Origin of the sequence: Aquabacter cavernae (assembly GCF_003993795.1) — a bacterium.
GTDB classification, from domain to species: Bacteria; Pseudomonadota; Alphaproteobacteria; order Rhizobiales; family Xanthobacteraceae; genus Aquabacter; species Aquabacter cavernae.
In genome coordinates, this window is the sequence record NZ_RWKV01000016.1 from 420279 (window position 1) to 445699 (window position 25421).

Genomic DNA, 25421 nt, shown 5'->3' on the forward strand with positions numbered 1-25421 from the left:
ATTGCGACCATGCTCACCGTGCCGGCCAGGGCTCACAGCCAGGATCCGGCACCGGCTGAGTGAGACTTGGGGTCACGCAGTGGTGCGGAGCGCGACACTGCCACGCCTCGCGCTCTCTCCAGATGGCGCGCCTGGAGGGTTTCAGCTTTTCATGGAAACGCTGAAACACTCTATCTCTTTGTTTTTGCGCATTTCCTTCAGGCGAACCGCGTCACGCCTCGCTCGGAAATGCGCTAGAAGCTGATGGTCGCGCGGGTATTGATGGAGCGCCCGGGCCCTGCAACTGGATAGCCCCAGGCCGCTGACGTGCCCATCATGCTCGACACCTGATAGTTGACGAGGTTCGCGCCACCGAGCGGCAGGTCATATTGGGTGTCGAGGATGTTATCGATCCCGAAGTCCAGCTTCAGTTGACCGGCCGTGTAGCTGGTGCGGACGTTGAGCAGGGCGTAAGCCGAGGTTTCCAGCTCGTTCCGTACTTCGTTCACCAAGGTCTTGGCGCCGACCAACTGGACCTCGATGCTCGAACTCCAGTTGCCCAGCGTATGGTCCAGGGCCAGCGTCGTGTTGACGGGCATGATGTGGTAGAGATTCTGCCCGTCCGTCCGCTGCCCGCGAACGAAGTTCAGGGCCCCGCGGAATGCCCCCTGGCCCCACCCCGGATTGTCCCAGAGCGCCAGCTTTCCGTCGATATTCACGCCATAGAGCCAGGCGTCGAAATTGGCGAACTGCAGGAAGACGAAGGTGTTTTCGGCGGTCAGGTTGTTCGGCAGATTGGCAAGGCAGCCAGCCAAGGCGCAGCGCTGCGCGTCGATATAGTCCTGCACGTAGCTGTAATAGGGCGAGACGCGAACGTGCCAGATCTTCTGGGACGGGTCATGCCAGTCGGCCGTGAAGCTCACGGTGTGGGCCTTTTCAGGCTCCAGGTCGATATTGCCCACATAGCCGTTGCCGTCGCCGAACCAGCCGATCATCTGCATGGCCATGCCATTGGTGGACCATGCATAGCGCTCATACAGGTTGGGCGAGCGCGTCTTGCGGGACAGGCCCAGCTCATAGAGGCTGAAGGCATTGGCCTCGTAGCGCAGGATGGCGGAGCCATCGATGTTGAAGTCGGTGCGCGCGTGGCTCTGGTCGTTGAATGCGGCGGCATTCGCCCCATACATCATCATATTATAGCCCTGAACGTCGCCGGTATTCATCCAGACGATGTCGTTGCGCAGGCCCACGACGGCGGTCCACTGGGCATCGATGGCCCGCTCCCACTCGCCGAAATAGCCGAAGCGCAGACGCTGGCCGTTATTGATGTTCTCGAACGTATCCGGCCCCATCATCATGGAGCCGGCCACGGGCGGCCACCAGTCGTCAAGATCGTTGTAGTAAAGCTCGTTGCCGATACGGACCGTGTCGATGGGCGACGTTGCGAACGTGGCCTTGACCTTGTAGCCGAGATCGGTGCTGCGGGTGTCCATGGGCATGTCGCCGGTCTTGTCCGGCTGGATGAATCCCATGGTGTGCCGCACGCGATTGGCGAAGAGCGAGGCTTCCAGCTTGCCCCAGTCGAACAGCCCTTCGTAGCTGCCGTTCGCATAGATGCTCTTGTTATCGACCATGTCCATGTACTGGTTGACATAGCCTTGGTAGGGAATGAACTGCCCGCCGATCTGGAAGGTGAACAGGCTCTGGTTCACCTGCTTGGCAATGGTCAGAGCGTGGTTCTGCGTCTCGTACATGGTGGACTTGATGACCGTGCCATTGCCGGACGTATAGTCGCTCGACCGCACCCAGCCGCCGGTGTAGCGCACGCTGGTATCCTCGTTGGACACGGTGCCGTTGAAGTCCACGCCATATCCGGTGCCGTTGCTGCGGAAGAAGCCCGAAAGGCTGCCGGAAACGGAGAGCGCCTGGCCCTGGGTGAATTTGGGCGGTGCCACGGTCACGTCCGCTTTCGCGCCGGTATAGTCGCCGCCCACGCTCACCGGCGCGGTGCCCTGATAGACCTTCACGCTCGAGATCATCGCCGGGTTCACATAGGACATGGGCGGGTTCATCTCGTTCGGACAGGCCGGACTGAAGATCATGTTGTTGATGGCGATCTGAACCCGGTCAGCTCCCATGCCATTGATCGCCGGCAGGCTGGACACGCCGCCCGCGCCCCATGTCGCGCCCCCCGGAACGCGCGAAAAGAGCGATCCGGAATCGCTGGTCCAGAGCGTCGCATTCTGTGCCGCGGGTCCGGAAATGAAGGTGGCGTCGGCAGGCATGAAGGAGCCGGTGCCTTGAGCGCTTGCGACGGCCTCCGGAGTGGAGGGCCTGACAAGCACCATGGGAAGCTCAGGAGCCGTCTGGGCCATGGCCGCATCGTTTGTTAACGCCATCATGGCCAAGGCCGCGAAGGACCCACAGCCAAGGGCGGTGGTCGCGTACAGTGAGCAGTAAAGTCGGGAATTCGTCGTCCGTTGCATTGGAAGAGTCCAAGTCCGTTCGCGGCCACGCGGCCAGACGTCACGCCTTCGCGCGCGCCTCCGGCAAGCCGAAGTCGAGAAAAAGCGGCGCAGAGCGCCATCGACGGGTCAAACGGAAGCTGGAGGTCCTCGCGGCAGGCATTTGCGCTGCACGTTCAACGGGGAGGCTGAGATTCCCTCGGGGCCGCGAAGCTCGACGACCATCTGGCGGCGCTGGATGTCCGCAATGGCCGGCGGGATAGGCAGAATCGCCGCGTCGGCCCTTGGAAGGCAGAGGGGGCAATGAACCGCCTTCTGCGCCGTGTCGTCCGCGCCCCCGTGCTCAGAGGCATCGGGCAGGGCACCGAAGCAGATCTGGGCCGGGTCGGCGCCCGTGGCCGCTGTCTGGCTCGCGATGAGCGTACTGGTCAGGACAAGCTGAAAGACGAGCGCATACGCAATCGCCCAGGCGACTGCCGACACTCCTTTCCAGCGTGACCCCAGCGCGTTGATCATCCAGCCTTCCCCGCCCGGACTATGTCTGTTGTCACAGCGAAAATACAGTCGGGGGGTGCGTGGTCATTCTGTCCCAGGCAGGAGAGGAAGCGGCCGGCGGCATGATGCACGGTGCGTGCGATCCACAGATATGTGCGGCCATCCGGCATCTGCGCCACCTGGGTCAGGATGCGCCCAGGCCGAGCCAAGGCCTCGTAGACGTTCCAGAGGGGACATATGCCGCCGCCCCGGGAGACATCAATGTCCGTGGCGGACTGCCACTCCGAGATGTTGCCCGCCCGGTCCATGCGGATGAAGAAGAACGGCACGCCTTGGGCGCCCGGCCAACGCTGGAGCAGGAGTTCGCGATCTTCACCGAGGTGCAGTTCGTGGCTCTTTCCCTGCTCGCTGGTCGCGAATGAACCGCCGGCGCAGGCCGCGCACGGTATGAAGCGCTTAATTCATTGAAATAAAACAGAAAAATAAAACCCAACGCCGGATGAGATGCAAAATTGGTGTCCCGGAAGGGAATCAATCTGAAGTTCTATTTCAATGAAAAGTATGAATAATATTTTTCATTCTGCCAGCATGCCCACAAAAATGCCTACACATGGCCGGCGTACGCGCGCGAGGCATCATGTCGCCTGCGTGGAGCTCATTTCACATCCCTATTACGGAGGCGTTTAAACTGCGTCCGATCAAGTGAAAATCACGGTTTTTCAATGCATTATTGACATTTAGACGGTAATATGATATTCTCATAGGGGCGGAGTGCGCCGCCTCCTTCTCGAAGGAGCTCCCCTATGAACGACAAGTCGAACGTCACGCCTCTCGCTGCCGCCAAATCGACGGAGAAGGCCACCAGCGGCAAAGTCGGCACTGTTGTCGCCTCTGCCGAGCCGAAGGCCGTGGCGGCCTCTGCGCCCGCCTCGGACGCTGGCGGTGGCGCCAAGGTGAAGGCTGCCGCTGTGCCGGCTGCGCCTGCGGCTAAGACGGCCTGGCAGGACGGGCCGTGGCAGGCCGTCGCCGCCGGGGAGGTCGTCCTCATCGCCGACAACAGCGATGGCGAGTTTCAAGGATGGTGGCCGGCCAAGGTCATCTCGCGTTCCGGCGACTTCGTCACCTGCGAGTTCCTCGGCTACGAGAGCATGGGCCGCTTCACCAAGCCGCTCAGCGCGCTGAGCCTCATGCACCCCGCTCACAAGGACTGAGCCGAAGGAGGCGCCGCTTTGCGGCGCCTCTCTCTCATGTCTCGCATGCGGAGGACATCCATGAGCAGGACGCAAAGGCGCCGTCGCGCGGGTTGGCGGCCGGCGAGTACGATTGTTCGCGATTGCCTGATCTATGCCCAGTCAATCGCCGCGCTCAAGGCGGCGCACGAGATGGATCCTGATCCGGAGGGCCGATACGCCGCCCATCACGCAGAGCATCTGCGCGAGCGGGGCGCCCGGGCACTTGAGCGCCTTACTCAGACCGAAGCCGCCACACCGGATGAGCTGAGGGGGAAGGCCAGGGTGGCGGCCCTGTTGATCGCCGATGGACATGGCGCACTCGAGGCGGAGGTGGAGGCCTTCATGACGGCTCTCCTTCTCGACATCGAGTTCTGCCTGCAAGGCGCGATCTTTGTCCCGGGCCCGTCATTCGAGCAGTGGCGGTGATAAGCCCGCGCCACGTCACTTCGGCTTGAGGCGTGGCGCGCGCTTGCGCTCCGTGAGCGGCGGACGGGCGTCTTCATCCTCTTCGAACAGCGCCTTGATGCTGACGCCCAAGGCCTCGGCCGCATGCCAGACCGTCACCACCGTTGGATTGCGGCGGCCGGCTTCCAGGCTGCTGATATAGGCGCGGTCCACGCCCATGCGGGCGGCGACGTCCTCCTGGGACAGCCCGGCGGCGAGCCGCAGCCTTCTGACATTCGTCCCGACAAGTTGCCGCGCATCCACCATGGGGTGGAAACGGCCTAATTGTGCACTCTTGTGCTACGCACTATAATGCACGTTATGGGTGAGGAGCATTGCAGATGGGGGAATTTCGAGGATTGCCGGCAGCTGGCCTTGCCTGCCTCGCCACGACACTGGTTGTGATGGGCGGTCCGCCCGCCGCAGCTCAGGCTTCATTCGAGTTCGGCTACAAGGATCGGATCTTCAAGCAGCAATACGTTCTGCCCGAGGAGATTCCGGCTTCGAGATTGAATGAAGTGGCGTTAGCTCTCGTGGCTATCGCCATGGCAAACCCGACAACGGCCACGGTTGTGACCGATCCGAACGTATTGAGGCGCCAGCTTCAGGGGGAGTGCGGGGTCATTCTTCTGCGAAGACTTGCGCCGGGGCCCATGACGGACGCCCAGCGTGCACTTGCCAAAATGCCGGATGCCCTCGATCCGATGCCGGATCGGCTCATCAAGGTCACGTGCAATGCCCAGGTTTTATATTTTGTAGCGGCAAGCGCAGATCCTGCTTCTACCGATCGCCAGCTCGACGATTTGGCACGCTACATCCCGGAGCGGTTCCGAGATGATTGGGTCATGATTGACCGTATCCAAGATGCGCGACTTTTGCCGTCATTAAAGAAATTCGCAACCCTGTGGTTTCGCGCCGATCTCTTGAAGCGGAAAGGGGTTTCCGGCGCAGCTGATATTCTCTCCGAACTTGAGAGCGGTCCGTTCAGCCTGCGGCTTTCGAAGTTCGCCGACGCCGAAGGCTACGACCCCGTGGATGCGCGGTTGACGTCATTGGAGAACGACGCTGTTCAACGTCTCCCCCGCCTTCAAGCGGAAGATGCCGCTTCCAGGAAGGAGAGGGAACAGGCTGCGTATGCCGCTCGGCTGCTCCGAGAAGCGGACGACGCCGTAGCGCGTGCCGAAGGGTACCTGAAGGGCAAGACAGAGGAATACGAAAACGCGGCGATGCGAGCCCGCTTGAATCCGGACCCCACAAGTACGGCCGCACGGGTGGCGGCGTTTCTCGAGGACCAGGTCACGCGCGCGAAGGCTGATCTGAAGGGGGTCATTGCCGACCGTGAGACGCTAAAGGCGCATCTCGCACAGGTCGCCAATGGCACGCCTGCCACGCCCGCGCAGCCCCAAGCGCAAGCCCAGCCCGGCGATCCCTCCATGTGCTTTGCCGGGGAGCGGTGCAGTATTCTGTCGAAGACGATCTTCTGCGAGACGCTCGGCCAGATGCAGGCCGTGCTTGCGAAGCCGGCGGGCCCCCAACGCCGCAAGCTGCTTCATGACCTCATGGCGAGACGCGTCTGCCTGGTGCTCGAGCCCGGCACGCTTCTCTATCCCCATGGCGACCTTCTGACGGTCACCCCCATCGGCGAGGCGCCCACCAAGGCGGTTGCGGCGAAACTCGAGACAGGGCGCGAAGGCTTCGTCCTCGAAAGCGCTGTCGGTAGCCATCAGACAGCCAGCCGCTAGAGGTCGCGACATCCATGAAAGTCTGGCTCATCAACCCGAAGACGGGCGCGTTGAAGCACGCGCCCGTCAAGGCTTCATCGCTTCACTCAACGCTCGCTGTGTGGGCCGTGCTGGCCGTGTGCTTGATCGTGCTGACGCTCTTCGAGCCGCCCTCGTATAGCAGCATGCTCAGGATCATCTGGGCCCCTATGGCGGCCTTCAGCATCTTCATAACACACCGCCGCCTTGGGAAGTCGATGTATCTACGCGGCTGGCGGTTTGCCGACCCCGATGGATTGGATGCCCGCATGGCGCGGGCTCAGTGGGACCTCCCGCCCGTCGAGGCTCCTTCCGAGAGACCGAGCATGGCAGCGCCTTTCGTGCTCAACGAAGCCGCCTTTCTCGCCGAGGCAACCCTCCCCGCCAGCGCCCCTCCGCAGGCCATCCGAATGCCCCGCATCCCGCACATGTCCGGAGGAACGAACTTCATGCGCTTCATCATGTATGCCGTGGCCGTGCTGGCCTTTCTCGCCGGCATTCTCTCGGTCGTGTCCATGCGCTCAGACATCCAACTGGGCATGAGCCTGACGGCCTTCATCGGCAGCTTCATCCTGCTTGGCCTCGGCCACATCATGGGAAGGCTGGCGCGATGAAGGGTGTCACGTTCGTCGCTCTTTTCGCCGCCATTGCGGGTGTGGCGCCGGCCAGTGCTCAGAGCCGGGATTCAGGCACCGGTTGGCAGTGCTTCGACAACATGGAGCAGTTGAGGGCCTTCGAAACCGAGGGTCCCATTCGGCTGAACAACATTTCGATCCGAGAGGCGCCCGATCTTATCTCCGGCGTCTCGAAGATCACGTTCAAGGCGTCCATCGCCAATCGCAGTCGCTCCCGCGTCGTCGCTTCGGTGGAGATGATCGGTTCAGCGGGCGCCACCTCCTTGTTCGCCATATCTGCTCGCCCGAGCTTCGATGTCGTGAACCCGGGCGACAATGCCGAACTGACCCAATCCATCTTCGCCGAGAAGGACACGCTCGCCAGGGCCGATGGCGGGTGCATCAAGTTCGTGGCTTTTCCGACGAAATAACCGGGCCGCCTGCTGCGATGGCCTTGCGGCGGCTCGCTCGTCACAGCAGCACAAGGCGGCGAGTCAGGCCGCCGCCCTCCCTATTTCAAGACCTGGGGGTATCATGAAAGTTCTTCTGCACAATCCAAACAGCGGCGAGCTAAAGGCCGTGAAGATCGGCTGGAGCTGGACATTGTTCTTTTTCAGCGGCTTCTTCGGTCTGCCCCTGTTCCTTCGCAAGCTCTATTACTGGGGGCTGTTTTTCCTGATCCTGCCCCTCATGTTCAGCTTTGCGCCCGAGATACCCGAGGACAAAGGCGAGCAGGCCGTGATCGTGCTGACCTACCTATTCAGTGTGCTCATCCAGTTTGGGCTATACGTCTTCATCGCCATCAAGGGTAATGAGCTGACGGCCAAGAACCTGCTGGAAAAGGGCTGGAAATTCGCCCATCCAGAGGCCGTTGAGACGCAGTTCGCGAAGCACAAATGGAGGCTCATGTGAGTGTCTCCTTCGACCACCGGCTTGTTTTGAAGCCAAGCTGCCGCTTGCCCGTTGACTATCGCGCACCGGGGCGGGTGACGTCAGGGGGTTGGGCCCTTATGCGCAAAGGATTTTCCACGATCCTCATGAGCGATAGAAGGGTTATCTATAAATCACAGACTTGCTAAAATAAGAGCTATAAAGAGGCGTTCTATAGCTCACGGCATGGAACTGGGCCCAGCGCGGATGGCCACGCTTCACTACGATATGGCCGCTCTCGAGGCGATGGAGCGGCAGTTTCTTCTGCTATCCGGGGAGGTGATCGGGGCTGTCCGCCATGTGAGCGACGGAGAACGCGATCTGCTTCGGATCGAATCCCTCAGCAACGAGGCCGTCAAGACCAGCGCAATCGAAGGCGAAATGCTGGATCGTCTCAGTATCCAATCATCTCTGCGCCGGCAGCTCGGGCTCGATGCCGATAATCGCGACGTGAAGTCGTAGGAACGTAGCGTCGCTGAAATGATGATTGATCTCTATCGCACCTGAGAGGCTCAACGAGGTTGCGCTCGACGGATTTCGGCCCATGAAAAATTCGATCTCTGCGCCGGATGCCAAGCATTCCAGCACGGTGGCGCGGATACCATCATCGTGCAGGGCGGAATAAACATGGACGCTACCACGTTGCCCGTACAGGCATCAGGCGGCCGCAGCGTTGCCAGAGCTGAGAAGAGCCACCCGGTCACGCCGAGTTCGCGATACCGGCTGAGCGCCATGGACGCACCACATGCATTGAAGCTACAAGTGGGATCGATCGGCTCGTCCTTCAGATAGAGATGCGGCAGGCCTGAGGTCTGTCCGAATGTTTCGAGGCGAACAATAGGCGTGAATCCTTCGCCCATATGCACGCTTTGATCTGAGATCACGTCATGGTCCGCCATCCGCCGCCATTGTTAAATGGAAGAGGAGATTTCAACGCGAGCCACATGGCGGATCCGCTTGCGGGCCGAGCGATTTCTGAAGCGACCGCGCGAGGTTCGCGAGTTGGGGCGCGATCTGCGTTTCCAGCACGGACGTGGACAGGCTGGCGGCCGGGGCCCCGCAATTCAACACATAGGGGACCGTGCCATCGGGCATCACGAGGGGCACCGCCACCGTGTTATAGGCCTTGTGGTAGACGCCGATATTCAGCACGAAGCCGGTGCGCCCATAATCCAGCAGGGCCTCTTCGAGGCAGGCCCGCGCCGTACTGAACCGCGCTTCATCCTGCGCGGTGAGCTCGTTCAGGATGCGCGCCCGCCCATCTGGCCCATGGCCCGCGATGAAGGCCCAGCCCAAAGCGGACGTGGCGAGCGGGACGGTGGAGCCGACGCGCAAATTCATGAGGAGTTGGTTCTGGCCCTCGCACCGCTCGACGAACACCATGTCGAGGCCGTCGCGCACGCCGATGCCGCAGGCCGCGCCGTATTTGGAGGCGAGTTCCTGCATGTAGGGGCGGGCGAGATCGATCACGCTCATTCCCGACAGGGCGCTATATCCCAGCCGCAGCACCGCGAGGCCCGGGCGCATGCGCTCGTTGGCCACCATGGTCAGCATACCCAGTTCCAGCAGGGTATGGCACAGCCGCCAGACGGTGGGCTGCGGCAGGCCGGTGATCTTGGCGATCTGTGAGCCGCTCAGCTCCGGACGGTTCACGCTGAAGCACTGAAGAATCATCACGCCCCGCGCCAGCGCCGTCACGAACTGCCGGTCCTTGCCGCTCTCCCCTGCCTCATCCGCCGCCGCGCCAGCCGCGCCTTGGGCCTCGCCCCCGACAGGGTGCGTGGCCAAGGGCAAAGGCGGCCGTCCACGGCGACGGGGGGCTCCATCCTGCGTGCTCACCATGACCTCCACTTGTGCTGCACCATCAAGCATGACATAAATATTCGCTAAGCAATATATATATTTGCATAGCGAATTAAAAGGAAATCTTCCGCGGTACACGCGGTCCGAGGAGAGGACATGGAACCAAGGCTTTTCCAGCCGCTGGACATCAGGGGCGTTACGCTTCGGAACCGCATCGCGCTTGCGCCGATGCTGACCTATGGCGCGCGCAACGGCTACGTCACCGATTGGCACATGGCCCATCTCGGCAAGTTCGCGGCCGGCGGGGTTGGCCTCGTCTTTCTGGAATCCACCAAGGTCGATCCGCGCGGCTGCACCACAGCCAACGATCCCGGCATCTGGAAGGACGACTTCATCGCGCCGCTCCAGCGCATTACGCAGTTCGTGAAATCCCAGGGCGCGGCGGCGGGCATTCAGCTAGGCCATTCCGGGCGCAAGGCGCGCAATTCCCTTCCCTGGCTCGGCCGCGCGCCGCTCGCCTCGGCGCCGGGGGTCGATCACGGAGAAGAGTGGGAACTCATCGGCCCGAGCGCCATCCCCCATTCCCCCCAGGCCGGCGTCCCGCGCGCCATGACGGTGGATGACATCGCCGAACAGGTGGAGGCCTGGGGCCTCGCCGCTGTGCGCGCCGACCGGGCCGGATTTGACGTGCTCGAAATCCACTGCGCCCACGGCTATCTGCTGCACCAATTCCTGTCCCCCATGGCCAACGCCCGCACCGATGCCTATGGCGGCAGCTTCCTCAATCGCGCCCGCTTTCCTTTGGATGTTGTGGAGCGCGTGCGGGCCGCATGGCCCGCCGACAAGCCGCTGTTCGTGCGCATTTCGGCAGTGGACGAAGGCGGCTGGACCATCGAGGAGAGCGTCGCCTTCTCCCGTCTGCTCAAGGAGCACGGCGTCGATGTCGTGGATTGCAGCGCGGGCGGCATGACGCCCGCATCCGTTACCGAGGTGGGGCCGGTGCCGGTGCTGGGATATCAGGTTCCGTTCGCCCACCGCATCCGCCAGGACGTGGACATGAAGACCATGGCGGTCGGCCTGATCATCCATGCCGATCAGGCGGACGCCATCCTCACGGATGGCTCGGCCGACCTCGTGGCCCTGGGACGGGAACTGCTCCACAACCCCAATTGGGCACTGGACGCGGCGGAAAAGCTGGGCCGGGCCGATGTCTTCGCCACCGTGCCTCCCAACTATGGCTATTGGCTGGAAAAGCGCGCCCGTGCGGGCTTCGCGCGCCGCTCCTCCACATGGCTCGCCGGCAGCGACCAACCGCGCGGAGCCGCCTGACATTCTGCTGGCCATACTATGAATAATCAATTTGCATAGCAAATAGGTGATGATGTGAGCGAAGCGAAGGACGCGGTCGGCGCGGAACACCAGAGCGGTGTTTCCGGCGGCCCGCTCAGCGGACTGAAGGTGGTGGAAATCGGCGTCGCCATGGCCGGTCCCTTCTGCACCATGACGCTCGGCGATTACGGCGCCGATGTCATCAAGATCGAGAAGCCCGTCGAAGGCGATGACAGCCGGAGCTGGACCCCGCGCTTCCACGACACGCTCGGCTACTATTTCGCCTCCGCCAACCGCAACAAGCGCGCCGTCGCCCTGGATCTGAAGCAGCCGGAAGGGGTGGAGATCGCAGCCCGGCTGATCGATCAGGCGGACGTGCTGGTCCACAATTTCCGGCCCGGCGTGCTCGAACGCCTGGGATTGGGATGGGAGGCGCTGTCCGCGCGCAATCCGCGCCTCATCTATTGCGCCATCAGCGGCTTTGGCGCCTCCGGTCCGCTCAGCGCCAAGCCCGCCAACGACCTGTTCATGCAGGCCTATTCCGGCGGCATGAGCATTACCGGCGAGCCCGGCGGCTCACCCGCCAAGATGGGCATGTCGGTGGCGGACGTGGGCGCCGGCATGTTCGCCGTCATCGGCATCCTCATGGCCATCGAGGCGCGCCGGCAGACCGGGCGCGGCCAAAGGGTCGATACCTCGCTCCTTGAGGGGCAGATCGCCATGCTCGCCCATTTCATCACCCGCTATTTCGCGAGCGGCGACGTGCCGGGGCCGAGCGGCAGCGGCGCGCTCAGCAGCCCCATCTACCGCGCCTACAAGGGCAGCGACGACTGGATCGTCATTTCCGCCTTCAACCAGCGCATGTGGCAGGGCCTGTGCCGCGCGCTGGAACGGCAAGAATGGATCGAGGACCCGCGTTTCCTGGATGCCGGGCTGCGCTCCACCAACCGCCATCTGCTCATCGACATGATCACGGCGGTGATCGCTCCGCGCACCGTCGCCGAATGGGAAGAGCGGCTGGTGAAGGAGGGCGTGCCGTGCTCGCCGGTCAACAAGATCGACCGCATGGTCGCCGAGCCGCAGGTGGCGGCCTGCCAGATGATCCAGGACATCGACCTGCCCGGCCTCGGCCCCATGCGCATGGCGGGGCTGCCGGTGAAGCTGTCCGCCTCCCCCGGCGGCGTGCGCCGCCATCCGCCCCGGCTCGGGGAGCACACCGCCCAGGTGCTTGAGGAGCTTGGTCTTTCCCCTTCGGACGTGGCGCGCCTCGCGGCCAGCGGCGTGGTCGGCCTCGATGCCGGCTGGCTGGCGCCCGCCTCCACCGCCCAGGCCGCCCAATAACCACGTTGCCCCATGACGGGGGCTGATGAGGAAACGCCAGAATGGCACTGCTGACTGACGACGTGCGCAGCTATATCGGCCGGACGAGCGAACCCTGGTTCGCCTGCGACGCCATCGAAGCGGGAGCCGTGCGCCGCTATGCGCAGGCCATCATGGACCCCGACCCGGCCTATGCCGGTGAGGGCCGCGACCGTTTCGGCGGGCCGGTGGCGCCCCCGCTCTATCCCGCCTTCATGTTCCGGCTGCCCTTCGGCTCGCCGGACTATCTGACGGAGAATGCGGAGAACCCGGACTTCGACGGCCTCGCCACATCGGTCTCCAGTGGCCTGCCGGAGCTGCCGCTGCCAGGCCTCGCTTTGCTCAATGGCGGCGCCGAGATCGAGCTGTTCCGCTACGCCCGCCACGGCGAGCGCGTGCTCCAGAAATCCCGCTACGCCGACATCACGGAACGACAGTCCAAGGCGGGGCCGATGCTGCTCGTCATCGTGGAGACCACCTACGAGACCGAGGCCGGCGAGGTGCTGCTGAAGGTCCGCAAGACCTTGATCCGGAGATGATGGACATCATGCGACGCAATTTTGAAGACGTCCTGGCCGGCGACGAGTTGACCGTGCTGGTCAAGGGACCGCTGACCACCGCGCATCTCATGCGCTGGTCCGCCGCCACGGAAAACTGGCACAAGATCCATTACGACCTGCCGTTCGCCACAGGCCACGACAAGCTGCCGGGCCTGCTCATCAACGGGTCGCTGAAGCAGCAGTTCGTGGCCCAGTTCCTGAAGGATTGGGCGGGACCGGACGGCTGGGCCTGGAAGATCGCCTTCCAGTTCCGCGCCATGAACCTGGCCGGCGAGCGCCTGGAATTATGGGCGCGCGTCACCAGGCTGGAGCGGGCGGAGGCCTTCGGCCTCGTGCATCTGGAACTGGGCGTCCGCAACGGGGAGGGCAAGGAATCCACCCCCGGCAGCGCCGTAGTGGCCCTGCCCTACCGTGACGGACCGGCGGTTCCCTACCCGTTCGTTCCTCCCGTCCTCCCATCGGCGGAGGCGGCAGGCGCATGACCAAGCTCACTTCTGAGGTGCGGGTCGCCTGCGCCGAGATCGACATGCTGGGCGAATGCCCCATGTGGCACCCCGTGGAAGAGCGCCTCTACTGGGTCGATACGCGCCGACCCGCCTTGCGGCGGCTTGAGGCGGACAACAGCATCACCTCCTGGCCCATGCCCAGCAATATCGGGTCTTTCGTCTTCCGCAGCCGCAGCGGCATCGTGGCGGGCCTGAAGCAGGGCTTCTGCACGGTGGACCTCGAAACCGGAGATGTGGCCACCCTCCTCCATCCCGAGCCGCATCTGGCGGAGAACCGCCTCAATGACGGGCGCTGCGACCGTCGCGGCCGCTTCTGGTGCGGCACGCGCGATCCCGGCAACGACAATCCCGGCGGCTCGCTCTATCGGCTGGACCCGGACTTCTCCGTCACCCGCATGGATAGCGGGTTCATCGTCTCCAACGGCATGGCCTTCAGCCCGGACGACCGGACCCTGGTGTTCGGCGACAGCCGGGGCGACACCATCTGGCAATACGACCTCGACATGGACAGCGGGGCGCTCAGCAACAAGCGGCTCTATCTGTCCACGGCCGGGCTTCCCTGGCGGGTGGACGGCGCCACCTTCGATGCCGAGGGCTATTATTGGTGCGCGCTGATCGGCCATGGCGCCGTCGGCCGCTTCGACCCGCTCGGCCGCCTGGACCGCATGGTCCTGCTGCCGCTCACGCACCCCACCATGTGCAATTTCGGCGGGCCGGACCTCGGCACCCTCTATGTCACCACATCCTCGGTCCTGGTGCCCGAGGAGGACCGCGCGCGCCAGCCGCTGGCCGGTGCGGTGCTCGCCATCGAGGGGCTGGGGGTGCGCGGCGTGCGCGAACCCCTGTTCGCGGGATGAGACACGCCCGCATGCCGCTTCCCGATCCGCTTTTCCGCCGGGGCCACCCCGCCGCAGCCGGAGCCGACTATGCCTAGCTTCCCGAAATTCGTTCAGATCAACGAGGAAGGCCCGCGCGAGGGCTTCCAGATCGAGAAGGGGCCGATCCCCACCGATCGCAAGATCGCCCTCATCGATGCCCTCTCCGAGACCGGGCTCTCGCAGATCCAGACCGTGTCCTACGTCAATCCGGCCCGCGTGCCGGGCATGGCGGATGCCGAGGCGGTGGTGGCCGGTTTCACCGCGAAGCCGGGCGTGCGCTATACGGGCCTGTGGCTCAACGACAAGGGCCTGCTGCGGGCCATCGCGAGCGGCAAGCTGTTCGTGCGCGGCTCCATCTCCCTCACGGCCTCCGAGGCGTTCCTCCAGCGCAACCAGCAGCGCACCATGGAACAGAACATCGCCGCCCAGGACGGCATGGTGGCGATCTTCAAGGCTAATGGCGTGACCGTGGACCGGGGCGCGATCATGGCCGCGTTCGGCTGCAATTATCAGGGCGAGATCACGCCCGCCGACGTGCTCCGGCAGGTGGAAGCTATCCTGGAGGTGGCGGGCCGTCACGACCTGCCCATTTCCATCGTCTCCCTGGCGGACACCATGGGCTGGGCGACGCCGGACAAGATCCGCCGCACCGTGGGCGCGGTGCGCGAGCGCCATCCCGACCTGCGCATCGCCCTGCATCTGCACGACACGCGCGGCATGGGGATCGCCAATGCTTATGCCGGCCTTGAAATGGGCGTCGATACATTCGACGCGGCGGTCGCCGGTCTCGGCGGGTGCCCGTTCGCGGCCAATGCGGGCGCGGCCGGGAATGTCTGCACGGAGGACCTGGTCTTCATGCTGCACGAAATGGGCATCGAAACCGGTATCGACCTGGAACGGCTGAACGACGCCGCGCGCCTCGCGGAAGACATTGTGGGCCATCCCCTCCCCGGCAGCGTGAAGATCGGCGGGAGCCTCACGGCGCTCCGCCAGCGCATCGCCGGCCACGCCTGAGGAGGCCCCGATGGACCCGTCGAACGCAGCCCTCCACGCACCGGCCAACGCCTTCAAGCGCCAGCTCTATTCGGGACAGCCGCAGATCGGCCTGTGGGCCGGCCTCGCGGATGCCTATGTCACCGAACTGCTCGCCACCGCCGGCTTTCACTGGCTGCTGGTGGACGCCGAGCACGCCCCCAACGACCTGCGCTCCATCCTCGGGCAGCTCCAGGCCATCGCCCCCTATGCCAGCGCAGCGGTGGTTCGCCCGCCGGTGGGCGAAACCTGGATGATCAAGCGCCTGCTGGATATCGGCGCGCAGTCGCTGCTGATCCCCATGGTGGAGAGCGCGGCGCAGGCCGAGGCACTGGTGGCGGCCACCCGCTTTCCGCCCCACGGCGTGCGCGGCGTCGGGCTCGCTTTGGCCCGCGCCTCCGCCTTCAACGCGCGGACCCGCTATATGGACAGCGCCAGCGCGGAAATTTGCCTGCTGGTGCAGGTGGAATCCGCCCTCGGCCTGGAGAATATCGAGGCCATCGCGAAGGTGGACGGCATCGACGGCATCTTCATCGGCCCCGCCGATCTGGCCGCATCCCTGGGACATCCCGGCAATCCCGCTCACCCGGACGTCCAGGGCACCATCGATGACGCCCTGCGCCGCATTCAGGCGGCCGGAAACCGGGCGGGCATCCTGACCTCCGATAACAAGCTGGCGCAGCACTATCTCGATCTGGGCGCCAGCTTCGTCGCCGTGGGCACCGACGTCACCTTGCTCGCCAATGCGGCTCGGACCCTCGCGGCGCGGTTCGGCTGCCGGCCGGAGACCGCGCCCGCACCGGCCGGCCCCTACTGAAACACCCGATGCCGATGCGCCGCAGGCCCATCGCGCGCCGTTCGAATAACAGGGAGGAGAAACACATGATGAAAAAGACGCTACTGACCGCCGTGACGGCGGGCGCCATGGCCCTGGGTCTGCTGGCGCCCTCGGCCCAGGCCGCCGGCTATCCCGACAAGGCGGTGAAGATCATCGTTCCGTTCGCCCCCGGCGGCCTCACGGACATTCTCGCCCGCATCATCGCCCAGCGCCTTCAGGAGCGCAGCGGGCAGCCCTTCGTGGTGGATAACCGGCCCGGCGCGGGCGGCAATACCGGCATGGAAGCGGTCGCCCGCTCGGCGCCCGATGGCTACACGCTCGGCATGATCATCACCTCCCATGCCATCAACATGACCATGCCGCCGAAGCCCAATTACGACGTGGTCAAGGACCTCACGCCCATCTCGATCCTGACCCTGTCCAACAATGTGCTGGTGGTGAACAACAAGCTGCCGGTGAACTCCGTCAAGGAGCTGATCGCCTACGGCAAGGAGAAGGATCGCAACCTGACCTTCGCCTCCTCCGGCAACGGCACGACGCCGCATCTGTCGGGCGAATTGTTCAAGCAGATGACCGGCGTGAACATGACCCACATCCCCTATCGCGGCGCGGGCCCGGCCATGGTGGATGTGATCGGCGGGAACGTGCCCATCATGTTCGACGCCATCTCCACCGCCGAGCCGCACATCCGCAGCGGAGCCGTGCGCGCCCTGGCGGTGACGGGCATCGAGCGGTCCCCGCTTCTGCCCAACGTGCCCACCATGGAAGAGGCCGGCCTGAAGGGCTATCGCATCGATGGCTGGCTGGGCCTCGTGGCCCCCGCCGGGACGCCCACGGCCGCGCTCCAGTGGCTCTCGGCCCAGACCACGGAAATCATGAGCGACCCCGAGGTCCAGAAGAAGCTCATCGATCAGGGCATGATCGTCGCGAACTATACCGGTCAGGCCGCGAGCGACTTCATCGCCAATGAAGTCAAGAAGTGGAATTCCATCGTCGTGAACAGCGGGGCGAGCCAATGACAACCGCGCTGATCCCCCCTGCCGCGACGCGCCTCGGCGCGGATCTCGCGCGCTTCGCGGATGCCGACTTCGCGCCGGCCGTCTGGGAGAAGGCCAAGGCCTGCGTTCTGGATTCCGTCGGCCTCGCGGCCATCGCCCGCGAGGAGAACACCACCCGCGCCATGGCCGATCTCGTCTCGCCCGCCGCCCCGGGAGCGGCGGCGGGACGCATCTGGCCCTATGGAAAGCGCGCGCCGCTATCGGAGGCGGTCACCGCCAACGCGGTCGCGGTTCACGGCCATTTCCACGATGATTCCGACCCCGCCTCCTGGTGCCATCCCGGTTCGCTGATCGCCCCCGTGGCCCTGGGCCTGGCGGAGGCCAACGGCGCCTCCGTCGGCACGGCCCTGCGCGGGCTCATCGCGGGCTATTCCGTGCTCAACTGGCTGGGCGACAAGGAGCATGTGGCCCATGCCCTGATCCAGCGGGGCGTGCGCACCAGCCCGTGCTTCGGCACCATCGGCGCCGCCGCGGCGGCCTCGGTCTGTCTCGGCCTCGACGCGGTCCAGAGCGCCAATGCCATCTCCATCGCCGCCAGCATCACCGGGGGCACCCTGGCGCCCCTGCGCGCCGGATCGGACGAATGGCGGGTGCAGAATGCGCAGGCCGCCCGGGGCGGGTTGCTGGCGGCCCAACTGGCGCAGCGCGGCGTGGTGGGCGCGGCCGGCGCCCTCGAAGGGCCGAAGGGGCTGCTCCAGGCCCTGGCCGGGCTTTCCGACATCCCCGAGGGCTGGCAATCGCCCCTGAGGGAAGAGGCGATTCTGGACATCTACGCCAAGCCCTGGGCGACGCTGGGCGACAACATGGCAGCCGTCCGCGCGGCCCGCCTTATGGTAGAAGACGGCATCGATCCCGCCGCGATAACCTCCGTGGAGGTCTATATCTGGCGGGCCTTCTTCGACTATCCTGGCACGTCGTATCGGGGCCCGTTCGACCTGCCGGTGCAAGCGCTCGCCAGCACCGCCTTCGCCACCGCCGCCATGCTGATGCTGGGCGATCTCGAATATGACGTCTCCCTCGACCAGCGCACCAATCCGGCCCTGCTGGACCTGATCGCCAAGACCAAGGTGCTGCCCAGCGACGAGGGCGGGAAGCTGGCCTCCACCCTGACCGTCACGTTCGCGGACGGCACATCCCGCACCCGCCGGGCGTCCGAGGCGCCGCGCACCTGGCTTTATCATGACGCCCCCCGCGCCATTGAGGTCCTCGACCGCCGCATGTCGCAGTGCGGGCACCCGGCCGGCAAGGGCGCGGCCTGCGCCGAGGCCCTGTTCGCGCCCGCAGGAGACGATCTCTCCATGGCCGCCTTCCTTGAGCAATTGGCGCCCTGGGGCCCGTCTCACCCCTGACCCATCGCCTCTAACGTTTTGAAAAAGAACACGTTGTCCGACCAGTCCGCATTGCGGGCCGGTCGGCGCGTGCCTAAACCGAGGACTTCGCCGTGCATCACGCCGCCACCACCGACAATGCCTATCGCCTGCCTGACGACATCCAGGAATTCTGCGAGGTCGCCCGCCGGATCGTGCGGGACGAGCTCCTGCCGCTGGAGCAGGAATATCTCGCCAGCTCCAACCACGCCTATGGCGTCAAGGAGACCATCAACCTGAAGAATGTCTTCGGCCCCAAGGTGGTGGACCGGCTCACGGACCTGTCCAAGGAGACCGGCCTGTGGAACCTGATGGTGCCGGAGGAGCACGGCGGCGCGGGCCTCTCCATGCTGGCGCAGGTGGCGATCCTGGAGCAGTTCAACTACACGCCCGTGCCCTTCCCCTTCGCCAATGTTCCCAACATCCTCTATTTCTGCAGCGGCCCGCAGATCGAGAAATATCTGAACCCGGTCATCTCCGGCGAGAAGACCACCTGCTTCGCCCAGACCGAGCCCAATGCAGGCTCCGACCCCGGCGGAATGATGCAGACGCGCGCGGTGCGCGATGGCGACGGGTGGGTCATCAACGGGACCAAGATGTGGATCTCCATGGCGGCGGAGTCGGACATCATCATGGTCCAGGCCGTCACCGATCCCGAGAAGCGCCAGCGCGGCGGCATCACCATGTTCCTGGTGGACCGCAACAATCCCGGCGTGAAGATCGAGGAAGGCGGAATCCGCACCTGGCTCGGCCCGAAGCCGTCCCAATATGTGGTCCATTTCGACAATTGCCGTGTGAAGGACGAAGACGTTCTCGGCGAGGTGGGCGGCGGCTTCTCCATGGGGCAGCGGTGGCTGACCATTCACGACCGCCTGCTCCGGGGGCCCTATGCGCTGGGGAAGATGCAGCGCTCCCTCGACATGTCCGTGGAATGGGCGAAGCAGCGCGTCACCTTTGGCCGCCCCATCGCGGAGCGCCAGGCCATTCAATGGAAGCTGGCCGACATCCATATCGATATCGAAGCCCTGAGGGCGCTCACCTATTCCGTCGCCGCGCGCGCCGATGCGGGCGAGGACGTGCGGGCCGAGGCGGCGCTCGTGAAGCTGGTCTCGACGGAATGGGGCGCGCGGAGCGTCAACGAGGCCATTCAGATTCACGGAGCCATGGGCGAGGCGCTGGAACTGCCGCTCACCCTATTCTACCGCTATCTGCGCCACGCGCAGATCGGTGGTGGAACGAGCGAGATCCAGCGTGTCCTCATCGCTCGTAAGCTCCTGAAGGGATGATCGTAGCCCCCGTCCCATCGCGTTTGGTGGGACGGGGAACTGCATTGCGAAGGAGCGGTAGTCCCGGGCTGCCGAGGATCACGCATGGGACAGCGGGTTGGCGGTTTGATCCTCAATCGCCATACCGCTCAGGATGTCAGCATCCTCCCGGGTGGCCCGTGTTTTTCTGTCAGGGCGACAAGCTCCGGCCAGGTGTTTAGTCCCGGCATTTGATGGATTGGATTAAGCGTGAACTGTTCCGGCTCTAAAGCCCAGCGTTTGCAGATCCACTCGCAAGGCGTGAGGCCTTGGAGGGTCTTCAAGCGGTTGCCGAAATTGGAGGCTGAGCGTAGTCCTGAGGTGACGTTCGAGCTGGTTGTGGTTGTCGTAGTGGGACCTTCTGCTTTTCGGTCACCTCAGGGCGCAAGCGCAGGTCGAGTTATGACCATTTGGTCAGGAGCGGCGAGCGCGGCGCAAAAATCAAAAGTTTTGAGACGTCTGCCGTATGCAGCAATCACAATGGCTTAGGCGTCTCATTTTTTAGTCTCGAAAGTGCTGAGGCACGGCTCGAGCCAAGCCCCCCTTGCAAGCATTGTTCGCTCAGCGAGCCACCCAGCGGCCGTGTCGCCGGCATGTATAAGGTGTCGCCTCTAATGGGCGCTGAATGGGGACTGGGGGGCAGCGCAGGCTTCGAAATCCTTTCTTGCATGCGGTAGTAAGCTTGCCTACCATCGGACAAAAGGAGAACCACTTAATGGCCAACGTCGAGAAGGTGAGTGTCGCGCTCACGCCGGAAATGGCGGCGATGATGCGCGAGGCGGTGGATACCGGCGAATACGCGTCCGCGAGCGAGGTCATGCGCGAGGCGTTGCGCGATTGGAAGTATCGGCGGGCTCAGCGTGCCAAGGCCATCGAAGAATTGGGCCGCTTGTGGGATGCTGGTATGGGCAGCGGGCCGGCCGTCGATGGCGAAGAAGCCTTTGCCAGAATTAAAATGAACCTCGACGACAAGATTGCCCAGCGTGGAGAAGAATGAGCTACCGTCTTCGACCGCAAGCCGAGGCGGATATCGAGGCCATCACCCTTTATATCGCAGAAGATAACCCGTCGGCTGCCTTACGCTGGTACGAAGAGCTGCAACGACATTGTCAGCGGATCGGAGACATGCCGGGCATCGGCGTTGCGAGGCCGCAGGTGCGACCTGATCTGAGAAGCCTTCCGGTCGGCAATTACTTGATCTTGTACCGTCAGGTCGATGAGGGGGCGGAGATCGTCCGTGTCGTGCATGGCGCACGACAGTGGGAAGACCTTCTCTAGACTGCCGCTGTTGACCCATACCTGCCCCTCGACTGCCCCTTCAGCGACGTCCGCTTTGCGCCCCCATTACCGTCATTTAGCGATCTTGTGCGAGATCCTGAGAGCTGCCGTCTAACGTCACATCACCACGTTGAACCTTTTGGGGTTGGCTCGGTACACGGGAGCCGGGTCCGCGGGATCCGGATAACACGCTCATGTGGAGCAATAGAATCTAAGGCGGGTATTCGCTCTCGCACAGGCTGTCTGCATTGCGTCCCAATGCATCAGGAATTGCCGCAAACGGTTCTCCCACGGTGCCTGATCTAGACCGTCTGCCAGCGCTTGTCTGCGCGCCATCTTCGCACCGACAATCCAGATTTCACGATCAAAGGACGGATTGCGACACGAGGCGCGCAGCAGATCGTTCATTTGTTCGGCTGTGAGCCCGTCAGGATTCCGGAAGATGCGGCTGCGGCCATCCAGCGTAACCCTGTTTGCGTGTACGTCGGTTTGCCAACGTTCAGGCGTCCAGATAGTTGACGGCTGCCCGCGCGAGATAAAACCTAGGCTAGCCAGCGCCTGTCGACCGACATCCTGCAAGCCGCCGACATTGAACCCCTGCCCTCCCCCCTGATGTTTGCCGACCTTCGCATGAACAAGCATGATCTTTTTCCCATCGGGATCGACTCCGATGAAATCCGCAGCTTCGCGATTGTCGTCGTCGCAGAGCCATATGGGAACCGCTTCGATTGCCTTGGTCAGATCGTCGTCCGCAATGCCGTTCGCATCACGGACTTCATCGCATGTCGCTGAAAATAGACCGAAAATGGATTGACGATACCAATCGCCTCTGTTGGCCGCGTAGTCGTTCTCGCCCTTCTCGCTCTCCACTGCGTCCAGCGTCGCCGATGCATGGACATATTCGAGAACCGGCTTGATGCCGCCCTCCTGGACCCATTGCATTTTCGGTTCGTAGAAATTGCCCTCGGAATACACAACGCCTCGACGCTGCGTGAGAATGCGAAAAGCTTGTCCTTTGTTGAGCCGCTGCACGAGTGTCAGTGCCTGACGCCTGCCGTCCCCCTCCGGTGTGGGAGCAAGTTCATCCAGTCTGTTGCTGGCGAGCCTGTACTTGCCCGTTTCGGAAACGAACTCGACACTGCACGCCACATCCTCCTCGCCGATCCGGATCGTGAACTCGCCGGTCCCGGCATCCACCTCGGCACAAAGATCGAAGTAGTCTATGTCCTCGTGCAGAACCCAAGCCGCCCCACCGGCCTCGTCGTCCCGCATGTCGTCAAGAGATGGGTCGAGCAAGATGGAAATCGGTTGGGCTTCCTGCTCGCTGATATCCTCAACCAAGGCGGCGTAGCGGTCGAAGACGCGGCTTCGCGCGCGATCAGCATCCTCTAGCTCGGCGGCAATTTCCTGCGTCCATGACACATACTCATCAACAGGAACATAGCGCTCTGAGGCATCGCGCAGACGCGACCGGCTGAAACCAACATAGCGCGCGGTTCCGTTCACAAAACCGGCGGCAGTTGCGGGAACCAGTGAGGGATCGAGCAAGTCGGTGAAGGCGTCGGCAAAAGATCGGGTGCGCAGCGCCATTGCCCGGATTGCATGTTGCGACATGTCGAGCGAGGAAAAGGACATGCGGGAAAGTCGGGACGGGCTGGCTTCGTCTTCGGGAAAGGCTTTCTCCATGACGGCGCGCCCGGCACGTTTGAGGCTCAGGCCATCCATATCGACTACGAGCCCTTCAGTATCGTGCATGAAGACGAACGCGCCCTTCTGAACAGCAAGAAATATCCCGAGTTTCCACTCCGAGAAGAAGCGATCGATCAGGTAGGGGGAGTTTCGCCAAGCATAGTACGAAAAGCCCATCGAGCCATCCGGCATCCCTTCGATCGGCGTGATCTTGAAGCGGTCCTTGTCCATGATGGCTTCCTCGATCACCGTGCCAAATGCACGGATGTCGGGAAGCGGTTCGGCTGTTCTTAGCACGGCGGCGGTTCTGGGAAGTTGAATATCGCCCGCGGCCAGCGGCTGCTCGAACTCGAAACGACCGCGAAACTCACCGCTAATGTACTGGTACTCAGCCATATATTCGAGCAGGCGATCCGGCAGCGTGACCTCGTTCGTGACGATGTGCGCTGTGTTCCTTGCTGCGTAGTCCTCGTATCCCTGATACCGCTCCCACGCCGTTCGAATACGTTCGGCGTTAGCAGGCGACGCGAGTACGAAGCCGGTCTGCCTCACTCGTCCATCGCCATTTGAGTATCTTGTGACACGTCCAATTTGCTGCACGAGCTGGCGAGCGTTTCCCATTAAATCAAATATCCCAACTGCCACGAATGTAGGATCGTCGATTCCCTCCATGAGTTTGTTCTGGTGAATCCAGAACTGCGCGTCGGCCCGTGATCGTTGGGCCGATGCGACACTTATGAACATGTCGGAGTTATACGCGGTCTTCTTTGCTCTGTCATGAATAACGACAGCCCGGGTCTCGAAGACGCGATTGATCTCGGCTTGCAGTAGCGTGAGCGTCTCGAGGTCATCACCACGCACCATGACTTTTGGCGATGCGCCGTTACGAAACCAACGCCGCGCTTGTTGAAGCCTTTCCGGCAACGCATGGTGCAGATTGGCGACAAACTGCGTTATTGCAGCTTCTCGCCCTTCAGGTTGGTGGACGTCTTGTGGTTGAATGATCTCGGCAGGGCGGATAATGCTTCCATCGACAGCCTGCCGGTAAGGGAAGTTGAAGAGGTATCGTCCACGAACGCGGAACGATTTGTAGTCGTTCCGGTACGGAGTGGCACTCAAGAGAAGAGTCGGCAGATTAAATTCCCGAACGCCCCGTGACCACGAAATCGCGGGCTCGTAATGACCTTCATCGACAATCACGAGATCAAAAATGTCCTGAATGTGGGCCAGCAATGCGACGCAATTTGCCGATCCCTGCGATTCCGGATTGTGAGCTCTTTTCCGGATATCTCCAAGTGCCTGGTGAGTGCCTACGAGGATTGCCCGACCGCATTCCGCTTCGATCAGGTGTTGCACCATCATGTCTACGTTCTTGGGTAAAAACTGCTCGACGTATACGCTTTCCAAGGCACTACCGAACTCTTCCGCTTCGGCAGTGAAGAGCGCCGTTCCTTCGTGCTCGAAGCCCATGTGCTTCCAGAAGCGATAGCGAATGTCCGCCATCAATTGCTCGGTCAGCGCTGTACGAGGAGTGAGCACGAGCACGCGGCGCACGTCCGGAAGACAGCGCGCGAGAACGGCTACGATGCCGGATTTGCCAGTGCCCGTTGGAAGCTTGAGAAGCGCGGCCTCCTTTTGCTCGGGCCGTTCGGGAATCGCCTTCTCACCATTTAAGTAGGCGAGGACGGTAGCGATGGCGGCTTGCTGGTGTTCCCACAGCCGCGGCATGCCTTCTATGCCATCCCAAAAATTGTAGCCTCGGAGATGTCGTAGCGCACGCTCGTAGGCTGCACCATCAATCACATCCTGCCGTATTGATGTACGGTTATCTCTAATGAGTTCGCTTAAATTCACGTTAATTCCATAGCTAAAGAATTAGAGTGCCACTGAACGCACGAACCGCTTCGAAGTTTGCTCCGAATAATAGAATATAATACCCCATGATAGAAGAGGAAGGGCCTTTCAGTGACCCGACCTGCACCCATCGGACATTTCGGTTCAGTCGTCGTGCATGGCGGGACAGGACCAAATGCAGTCGTCCGCTGCGTTGGTCGCTAAGGCAGGCTTTAGAGCTGAAAGTTAAGGCTAGCCCAAGTTGCGGGAACGACCGCTTTAATAGGGCGTCTTCCAGAACCCGACTGTCCGCTTCCGGCCCCGTAGCCGTCTGTCAGCAAAGCGCCGCGATTTCGGCCATAGAGGTCGGACGAGCGATTTCCTGAAAGCAGAAGTTGCGGTTACCGCTCTGGAGGTCGTGGTTGCGCCAACTGCAGACATTGGAGTCTTGCCAGTAAGCGGACATTAGGGACACTAGGCTAAAGGAGCCACTTCGACCCGTGGCGGACACAAGGCGGTCTGATCGGACATCGGGGGCGAGCGTCGTGGACTTCATACAAATCGCGATCTCAGCGCGCTTGGCCCACGCCGACCTTATCGCGGGGGGGACCGCGATCTTGAGGCGGGCCCCAGCGACCCCGCGAGCCGCCTCATCCTCATCAAGCAGC

The 25421-nt window shown here is 63.1% G+C and carries 25 protein-coding genes and 2 pseudogenes; 19 read left to right on the forward strand and 8 right to left on the reverse strand.

Going from position 1 to position 25421, the window contains the following annotated elements; translation table 11 throughout:
* Window positions 1-233: 233 nt before the first annotated feature.
* From EJJ38_RS17620 to EJJ38_RS20915, 3 genes are all read right to left on the reverse strand, one after another.
* On the reverse strand, window positions 234-2465 hold the full coding sequence (locus EJJ38_RS17620; RefSeq protein ID WP_205666208.1) for a TonB-dependent receptor: 2232 nt from the start codon (window positions 2463-2465) through the stop codon (window positions 234-236).
* Window positions 2466-2573: 108 nt separating this feature from the next.
* Complete coding sequence (locus EJJ38_RS17625; RefSeq protein WP_127091611.1) at window positions 2574-2960, reverse strand: hypothetical protein; 387 nt, start codon at window positions 2958-2960, stop codon at window positions 2574-2576.
* A complete protein-coding gene (locus tag EJJ38_RS20915) occupies window positions 2957-3247 on the reverse strand; it encodes a short-chain fatty acyl-CoA regulator family protein (protein ID WP_420836893.1) in 291 nt (96 codons plus the stop codon). Before EJJ38_RS20915 ends, EJJ38_RS17625 begins: the two co-directional genes overlap by 4 nt.
* 495 nt (window positions 3248-3742) lie before the next feature.
* On the opposite strand from EJJ38_RS20915, the gene EJJ38_RS17635 reads away from it, so the two are divergent.
* Window positions 3743-4150, forward strand: coding sequence for a tudor domain-containing protein (locus EJJ38_RS17635; protein ID WP_127091613.1), 408 nt, complete (start codon window positions 3743-3745; stop codon window positions 4148-4150).
* A 60-nt stretch (window positions 4151-4210) separates the two neighbouring features.
* Window positions 4211-4597: a hypothetical protein gene (locus tag EJJ38_RS17640; protein ID WP_127091615.1), complete on the forward strand. Its 387-nt coding sequence runs from the start codon at window positions 4211-4213 to the stop codon at window positions 4595-4597.
* Window positions 4598-4612: 15 nt separating this feature from the next.
* Here EJJ38_RS17640 and EJJ38_RS17645 read toward each other — a convergent pair whose 3' ends face one another.
* Window positions 4613-4882: a helix-turn-helix domain-containing protein gene (locus EJJ38_RS17645; protein ID WP_338021894.1), complete on the reverse strand. Its 270-nt coding sequence runs from the start codon at window positions 4880-4882 to the stop codon at window positions 4613-4615.
* A 74-nt stretch (window positions 4883-4956) separates the two neighbouring features.
* Between EJJ38_RS17645 and EJJ38_RS17650 the strand changes: the two genes are divergently transcribed.
* The 5 genes and pseudogenes from EJJ38_RS17650 to EJJ38_RS17670 form a co-directional block, all read left to right on the forward strand.
* Entirely contained in the window at window positions 4957-6357 is a 1401-nt protein-coding gene (locus tag EJJ38_RS17650) for a hypothetical protein (RefSeq protein WP_127091617.1), read from the forward strand.
* A 14-nt stretch (window positions 6358-6371) separates the two neighbouring features.
* Window positions 6372-6989, forward strand: coding sequence for a hypothetical protein (locus EJJ38_RS17655; protein WP_127091619.1), 618 nt, complete (start codon window positions 6372-6374; stop codon window positions 6987-6989).
* Window positions 6986-7420: a hypothetical protein gene (locus EJJ38_RS17660; RefSeq protein WP_127091621.1), complete on the forward strand. Its 435-nt coding sequence runs from the start codon at window positions 6986-6988 to the stop codon at window positions 7418-7420. The genes EJJ38_RS17655 and EJJ38_RS17660 overlap by 4 nt, the downstream gene beginning before the upstream one ends.
* A gap of 103 nt (window positions 7421-7523) precedes the next feature.
* Window positions 7524-7901, forward strand: coding sequence for a hypothetical protein (locus EJJ38_RS17665; protein WP_127091623.1), 378 nt, complete (start codon window positions 7524-7526; stop codon window positions 7899-7901).
* Window positions 7902-8106: 205 nt separating this feature from the next.
* Window positions 8107-8378 (forward strand): annotated as a pseudogene (locus EJJ38_RS17670) (DUF4172 domain-containing protein); the annotation flags it as partial.
* A gap of 53 nt (window positions 8379-8431) precedes the next feature.
* Here EJJ38_RS17670 and EJJ38_RS17675 read toward each other — a convergent pair.
* Complete coding sequence (locus EJJ38_RS17675) at window positions 8432-8818, reverse strand: pyridoxal-phosphate dependent enzyme (RefSeq protein ID WP_127091625.1); 387 nt, start codon at window positions 8816-8818, stop codon at window positions 8432-8434.
* Window positions 8819-8849: 31 nt separating this feature from the next.
* Window positions 8850-9707: an IclR family transcriptional regulator gene (locus EJJ38_RS17680; protein ID WP_164738559.1), complete on the reverse strand. Its 858-nt coding sequence runs from the start codon at window positions 9705-9707 to the stop codon at window positions 8850-8852.
* Between the two features lie 171 nt (window positions 9708-9878).
* Between EJJ38_RS17680 and EJJ38_RS17685 the strand changes: the two genes are divergently transcribed.
* From EJJ38_RS17685 to EJJ38_RS17730, 10 genes are all read left to right on the forward strand, one after another.
* Window positions 9879-11051, forward strand: a complete 1173-nt coding sequence (locus tag EJJ38_RS17685) for an NADH:flavin oxidoreductase/NADH oxidase (protein WP_127091629.1) — start codon at window positions 9879-9881, stop codon at window positions 11049-11051.
* Window positions 11052-11105: 54 nt separating this feature from the next.
* A complete protein-coding gene (locus EJJ38_RS17690; RefSeq protein ID WP_127091631.1) occupies window positions 11106-12392 on the forward strand; it encodes a CaiB/BaiF CoA transferase family protein in 1287 nt (428 codons plus the stop codon).
* 41 nt (window positions 12393-12433) lie between these two features.
* Window positions 12434-12949, forward strand: coding sequence for an FAS1-like dehydratase domain-containing protein (locus EJJ38_RS17695; protein WP_127091633.1), 516 nt, complete (start codon window positions 12434-12436; stop codon window positions 12947-12949).
* Window positions 12950-12957: 8 nt separating this feature from the next.
* The gene (locus EJJ38_RS17700) at window positions 12958-13452 is read left to right on the forward strand and encodes a hotdog family protein (protein WP_127091635.1); all 495 of its coding nucleotides are present in this window, start codon (window positions 12958-12960) and stop codon (window positions 13450-13452) included.
* Window positions 13449-14333 carry an SMP-30/gluconolactonase/LRE family protein gene (locus EJJ38_RS17705; protein ID WP_127091637.1) on the forward strand — a complete coding sequence of 295 codons (885 nt, stop codon included), beginning with the start codon at window positions 13449-13451 and terminating at the stop codon, window positions 14331-14333. The genes EJJ38_RS17700 and EJJ38_RS17705 overlap by 4 nt, the downstream gene beginning before the upstream one ends.
* A gap of 69 nt (window positions 14334-14402) precedes the next feature.
* On the forward strand, window positions 14403-15368 hold the full coding sequence (locus EJJ38_RS17710) for a hydroxymethylglutaryl-CoA lyase (RefSeq protein WP_127091639.1): 966 nt from the start codon (window positions 14403-14405) through the stop codon (window positions 15366-15368).
* Between the two features lie 10 nt (window positions 15369-15378).
* Window positions 15379-16203 (forward strand): 4-hydroxy-2-oxoheptanedioate aldolase, encoded by an 825-nt coding sequence (hpaI, locus tag EJJ38_RS17715; RefSeq protein WP_127091641.1) that lies wholly within the window; start codon window positions 15379-15381, stop codon window positions 16201-16203.
* Between the two features lie 65 nt (window positions 16204-16268).
* A complete protein-coding gene (locus tag EJJ38_RS17720; protein ID WP_127091643.1) occupies window positions 16269-17243 on the forward strand; it encodes a Bug family tripartite tricarboxylate transporter substrate binding protein in 975 nt (324 codons plus the stop codon).
* Entirely contained in the window at window positions 17240-18631 is a 1392-nt protein-coding gene (locus EJJ38_RS17725; protein WP_127091645.1) for an MmgE/PrpD family protein, read from the forward strand. Before EJJ38_RS17720 ends, EJJ38_RS17725 begins: the two co-directional genes overlap by 4 nt.
* 92 nt (window positions 18632-18723) lie before the next feature.
* Window positions 18724-19935, forward strand: coding sequence for an acyl-CoA dehydrogenase family protein (locus tag EJJ38_RS17730; RefSeq protein WP_127091647.1), 1212 nt, complete (start codon window positions 18724-18726; stop codon window positions 19933-19935).
* A gap of 128 nt (window positions 19936-20063) precedes the next feature.
* Here the strand turns inward: EJJ38_RS17730 and EJJ38_RS20710 are convergent.
* A pseudogene (locus tag EJJ38_RS20710) lies at window positions 20064-20316 on the reverse strand (hypothetical protein); the annotation flags it as partial.
* 352 nt (window positions 20317-20668) lie between these two features.
* Between EJJ38_RS20710 and EJJ38_RS17735 the strand changes: the two are divergent.
* Both EJJ38_RS17735 and EJJ38_RS17740 read left to right on the forward strand, forming a co-directional pair.
* On the forward strand, window positions 20669-20950 hold the full coding sequence (locus tag EJJ38_RS17735) for a ribbon-helix-helix domain-containing protein (protein WP_127091649.1): 282 nt from the start codon (window positions 20669-20671) through the stop codon (window positions 20948-20950).
* Complete coding sequence (locus EJJ38_RS17740) at window positions 20947-21231, forward strand: type II toxin-antitoxin system RelE/ParE family toxin (RefSeq protein WP_127091651.1); 285 nt, start codon at window positions 20947-20949, stop codon at window positions 21229-21231. Before EJJ38_RS17735 ends, EJJ38_RS17740 begins: the two co-directional genes overlap by 4 nt.
* 192 nt (window positions 21232-21423) lie before the next feature.
* Here the strand turns inward: EJJ38_RS17740 and EJJ38_RS17745 are convergent, their stop codons facing one another.
* The gene (locus EJJ38_RS17745) at window positions 21424-24648 is read right to left on the reverse strand and encodes a DEAD/DEAH box helicase (protein ID WP_127091653.1); all 3225 of its coding nucleotides are present in this window, start codon (window positions 24646-24648) and stop codon (window positions 21424-21426) included.
* Window positions 24649-25421 lie beyond the last annotated feature (773 nt).

What these genes read in the sequence shown, in the direction of transcription:
- EJJ38_RS17620 (WP_205666208.1), bottom strand. Translation starts at nt 2,465, where the DNA reads ATGCAACGGACGACGAATTCCCGACTTTACTGCTCACTGTACGCGACC.
- EJJ38_RS17625 (WP_127091611.1), bottom strand. Translation starts at nt 2,960, where the DNA reads ATGATCAACGCGCTGGGGTCACGCTGGAAAGGAGTGTCGGCAGTCGCC.
- EJJ38_RS20915 (WP_420836893.1), bottom strand. Translation starts at nt 3,247, where the DNA reads ATGGACCGGGCGGGCAACATCTCGGAGTGGCAGTCCGCCACGGACATT.
- EJJ38_RS17635 (WP_127091613.1), top strand. Translation starts at nt 3,743, where the DNA reads ATGAACGACAAGTCGAACGTCACGCCTCTCGCTGCCGCCAAATCGACG.
- EJJ38_RS17640 (WP_127091615.1), top strand. Translation starts at nt 4,211, where the DNA reads ATGAGCAGGACGCAAAGGCGCCGTCGCGCGGGTTGGCGGCCGGCGAGT.
- EJJ38_RS17645 (WP_338021894.1), bottom strand. Translation starts at nt 4,882, where the DNA reads ATGGTGGATGCGCGGCAACTTGTCGGGACGAATGTCAGAAGGCTGCGG.
- EJJ38_RS17650 (WP_127091617.1), top strand. Translation starts at nt 4,957, where the DNA reads ATGGGGGAATTTCGAGGATTGCCGGCAGCTGGCCTTGCCTGCCTCGCC.
- EJJ38_RS17655 (WP_127091619.1), top strand. Translation starts at nt 6,372, where the DNA reads ATGAAAGTCTGGCTCATCAACCCGAAGACGGGCGCGTTGAAGCACGCG.
- EJJ38_RS17660 (WP_127091621.1), top strand. Translation starts at nt 6,986, where the DNA reads ATGAAGGGTGTCACGTTCGTCGCTCTTTTCGCCGCCATTGCGGGTGTG.
- EJJ38_RS17665 (WP_127091623.1), top strand. Translation starts at nt 7,524, where the DNA reads ATGAAAGTTCTTCTGCACAATCCAAACAGCGGCGAGCTAAAGGCCGTG.
- EJJ38_RS17675 (WP_127091625.1), bottom strand. Translation starts at nt 8,818, where the DNA reads ATGGCGGACCATGACGTGATCTCAGATCAAAGCGTGCATATGGGCGAA.
- EJJ38_RS17685 (WP_127091629.1), top strand. Translation starts at nt 9,879, where the DNA reads ATGGAACCAAGGCTTTTCCAGCCGCTGGACATCAGGGGCGTTACGCTT.
- EJJ38_RS17695 (WP_127091633.1), top strand. Translation starts at nt 12,434, where the DNA reads ATGGCACTGCTGACTGACGACGTGCGCAGCTATATCGGCCGGACGAGC.
- EJJ38_RS17700 (WP_127091635.1), top strand. Translation starts at nt 12,958, where the DNA reads ATGCGACGCAATTTTGAAGACGTCCTGGCCGGCGACGAGTTGACCGTG.
- EJJ38_RS17705 (WP_127091637.1), top strand. Translation starts at nt 13,449, where the DNA reads ATGACCAAGCTCACTTCTGAGGTGCGGGTCGCCTGCGCCGAGATCGAC.
- EJJ38_RS17710 (WP_127091639.1), top strand. Translation starts at nt 14,403, where the DNA reads ATGCCTAGCTTCCCGAAATTCGTTCAGATCAACGAGGAAGGCCCGCGC.
- hpaI (WP_127091641.1), top strand. Translation starts at nt 15,379, where the DNA reads ATGGACCCGTCGAACGCAGCCCTCCACGCACCGGCCAACGCCTTCAAG.
- EJJ38_RS17720 (WP_127091643.1), top strand. Translation starts at nt 16,269, where the DNA reads ATGATGAAAAAGACGCTACTGACCGCCGTGACGGCGGGCGCCATGGCC.
- EJJ38_RS17725 (WP_127091645.1), top strand. Translation starts at nt 17,240, where the DNA reads ATGACAACCGCGCTGATCCCCCCTGCCGCGACGCGCCTCGGCGCGGAT.
- EJJ38_RS17735 (WP_127091649.1), top strand. Translation starts at nt 20,669, where the DNA reads ATGGCCAACGTCGAGAAGGTGAGTGTCGCGCTCACGCCGGAAATGGCG.
- EJJ38_RS17740 (WP_127091651.1), top strand. Translation starts at nt 20,947, where the DNA reads ATGAGCTACCGTCTTCGACCGCAAGCCGAGGCGGATATCGAGGCCATC.
- EJJ38_RS17745 (WP_127091653.1), bottom strand. Translation starts at nt 24,648, where the DNA reads ATGCCGCGGCTGTGGGAACACCAGCAAGCCGCCATCGCTACCGTCCTC.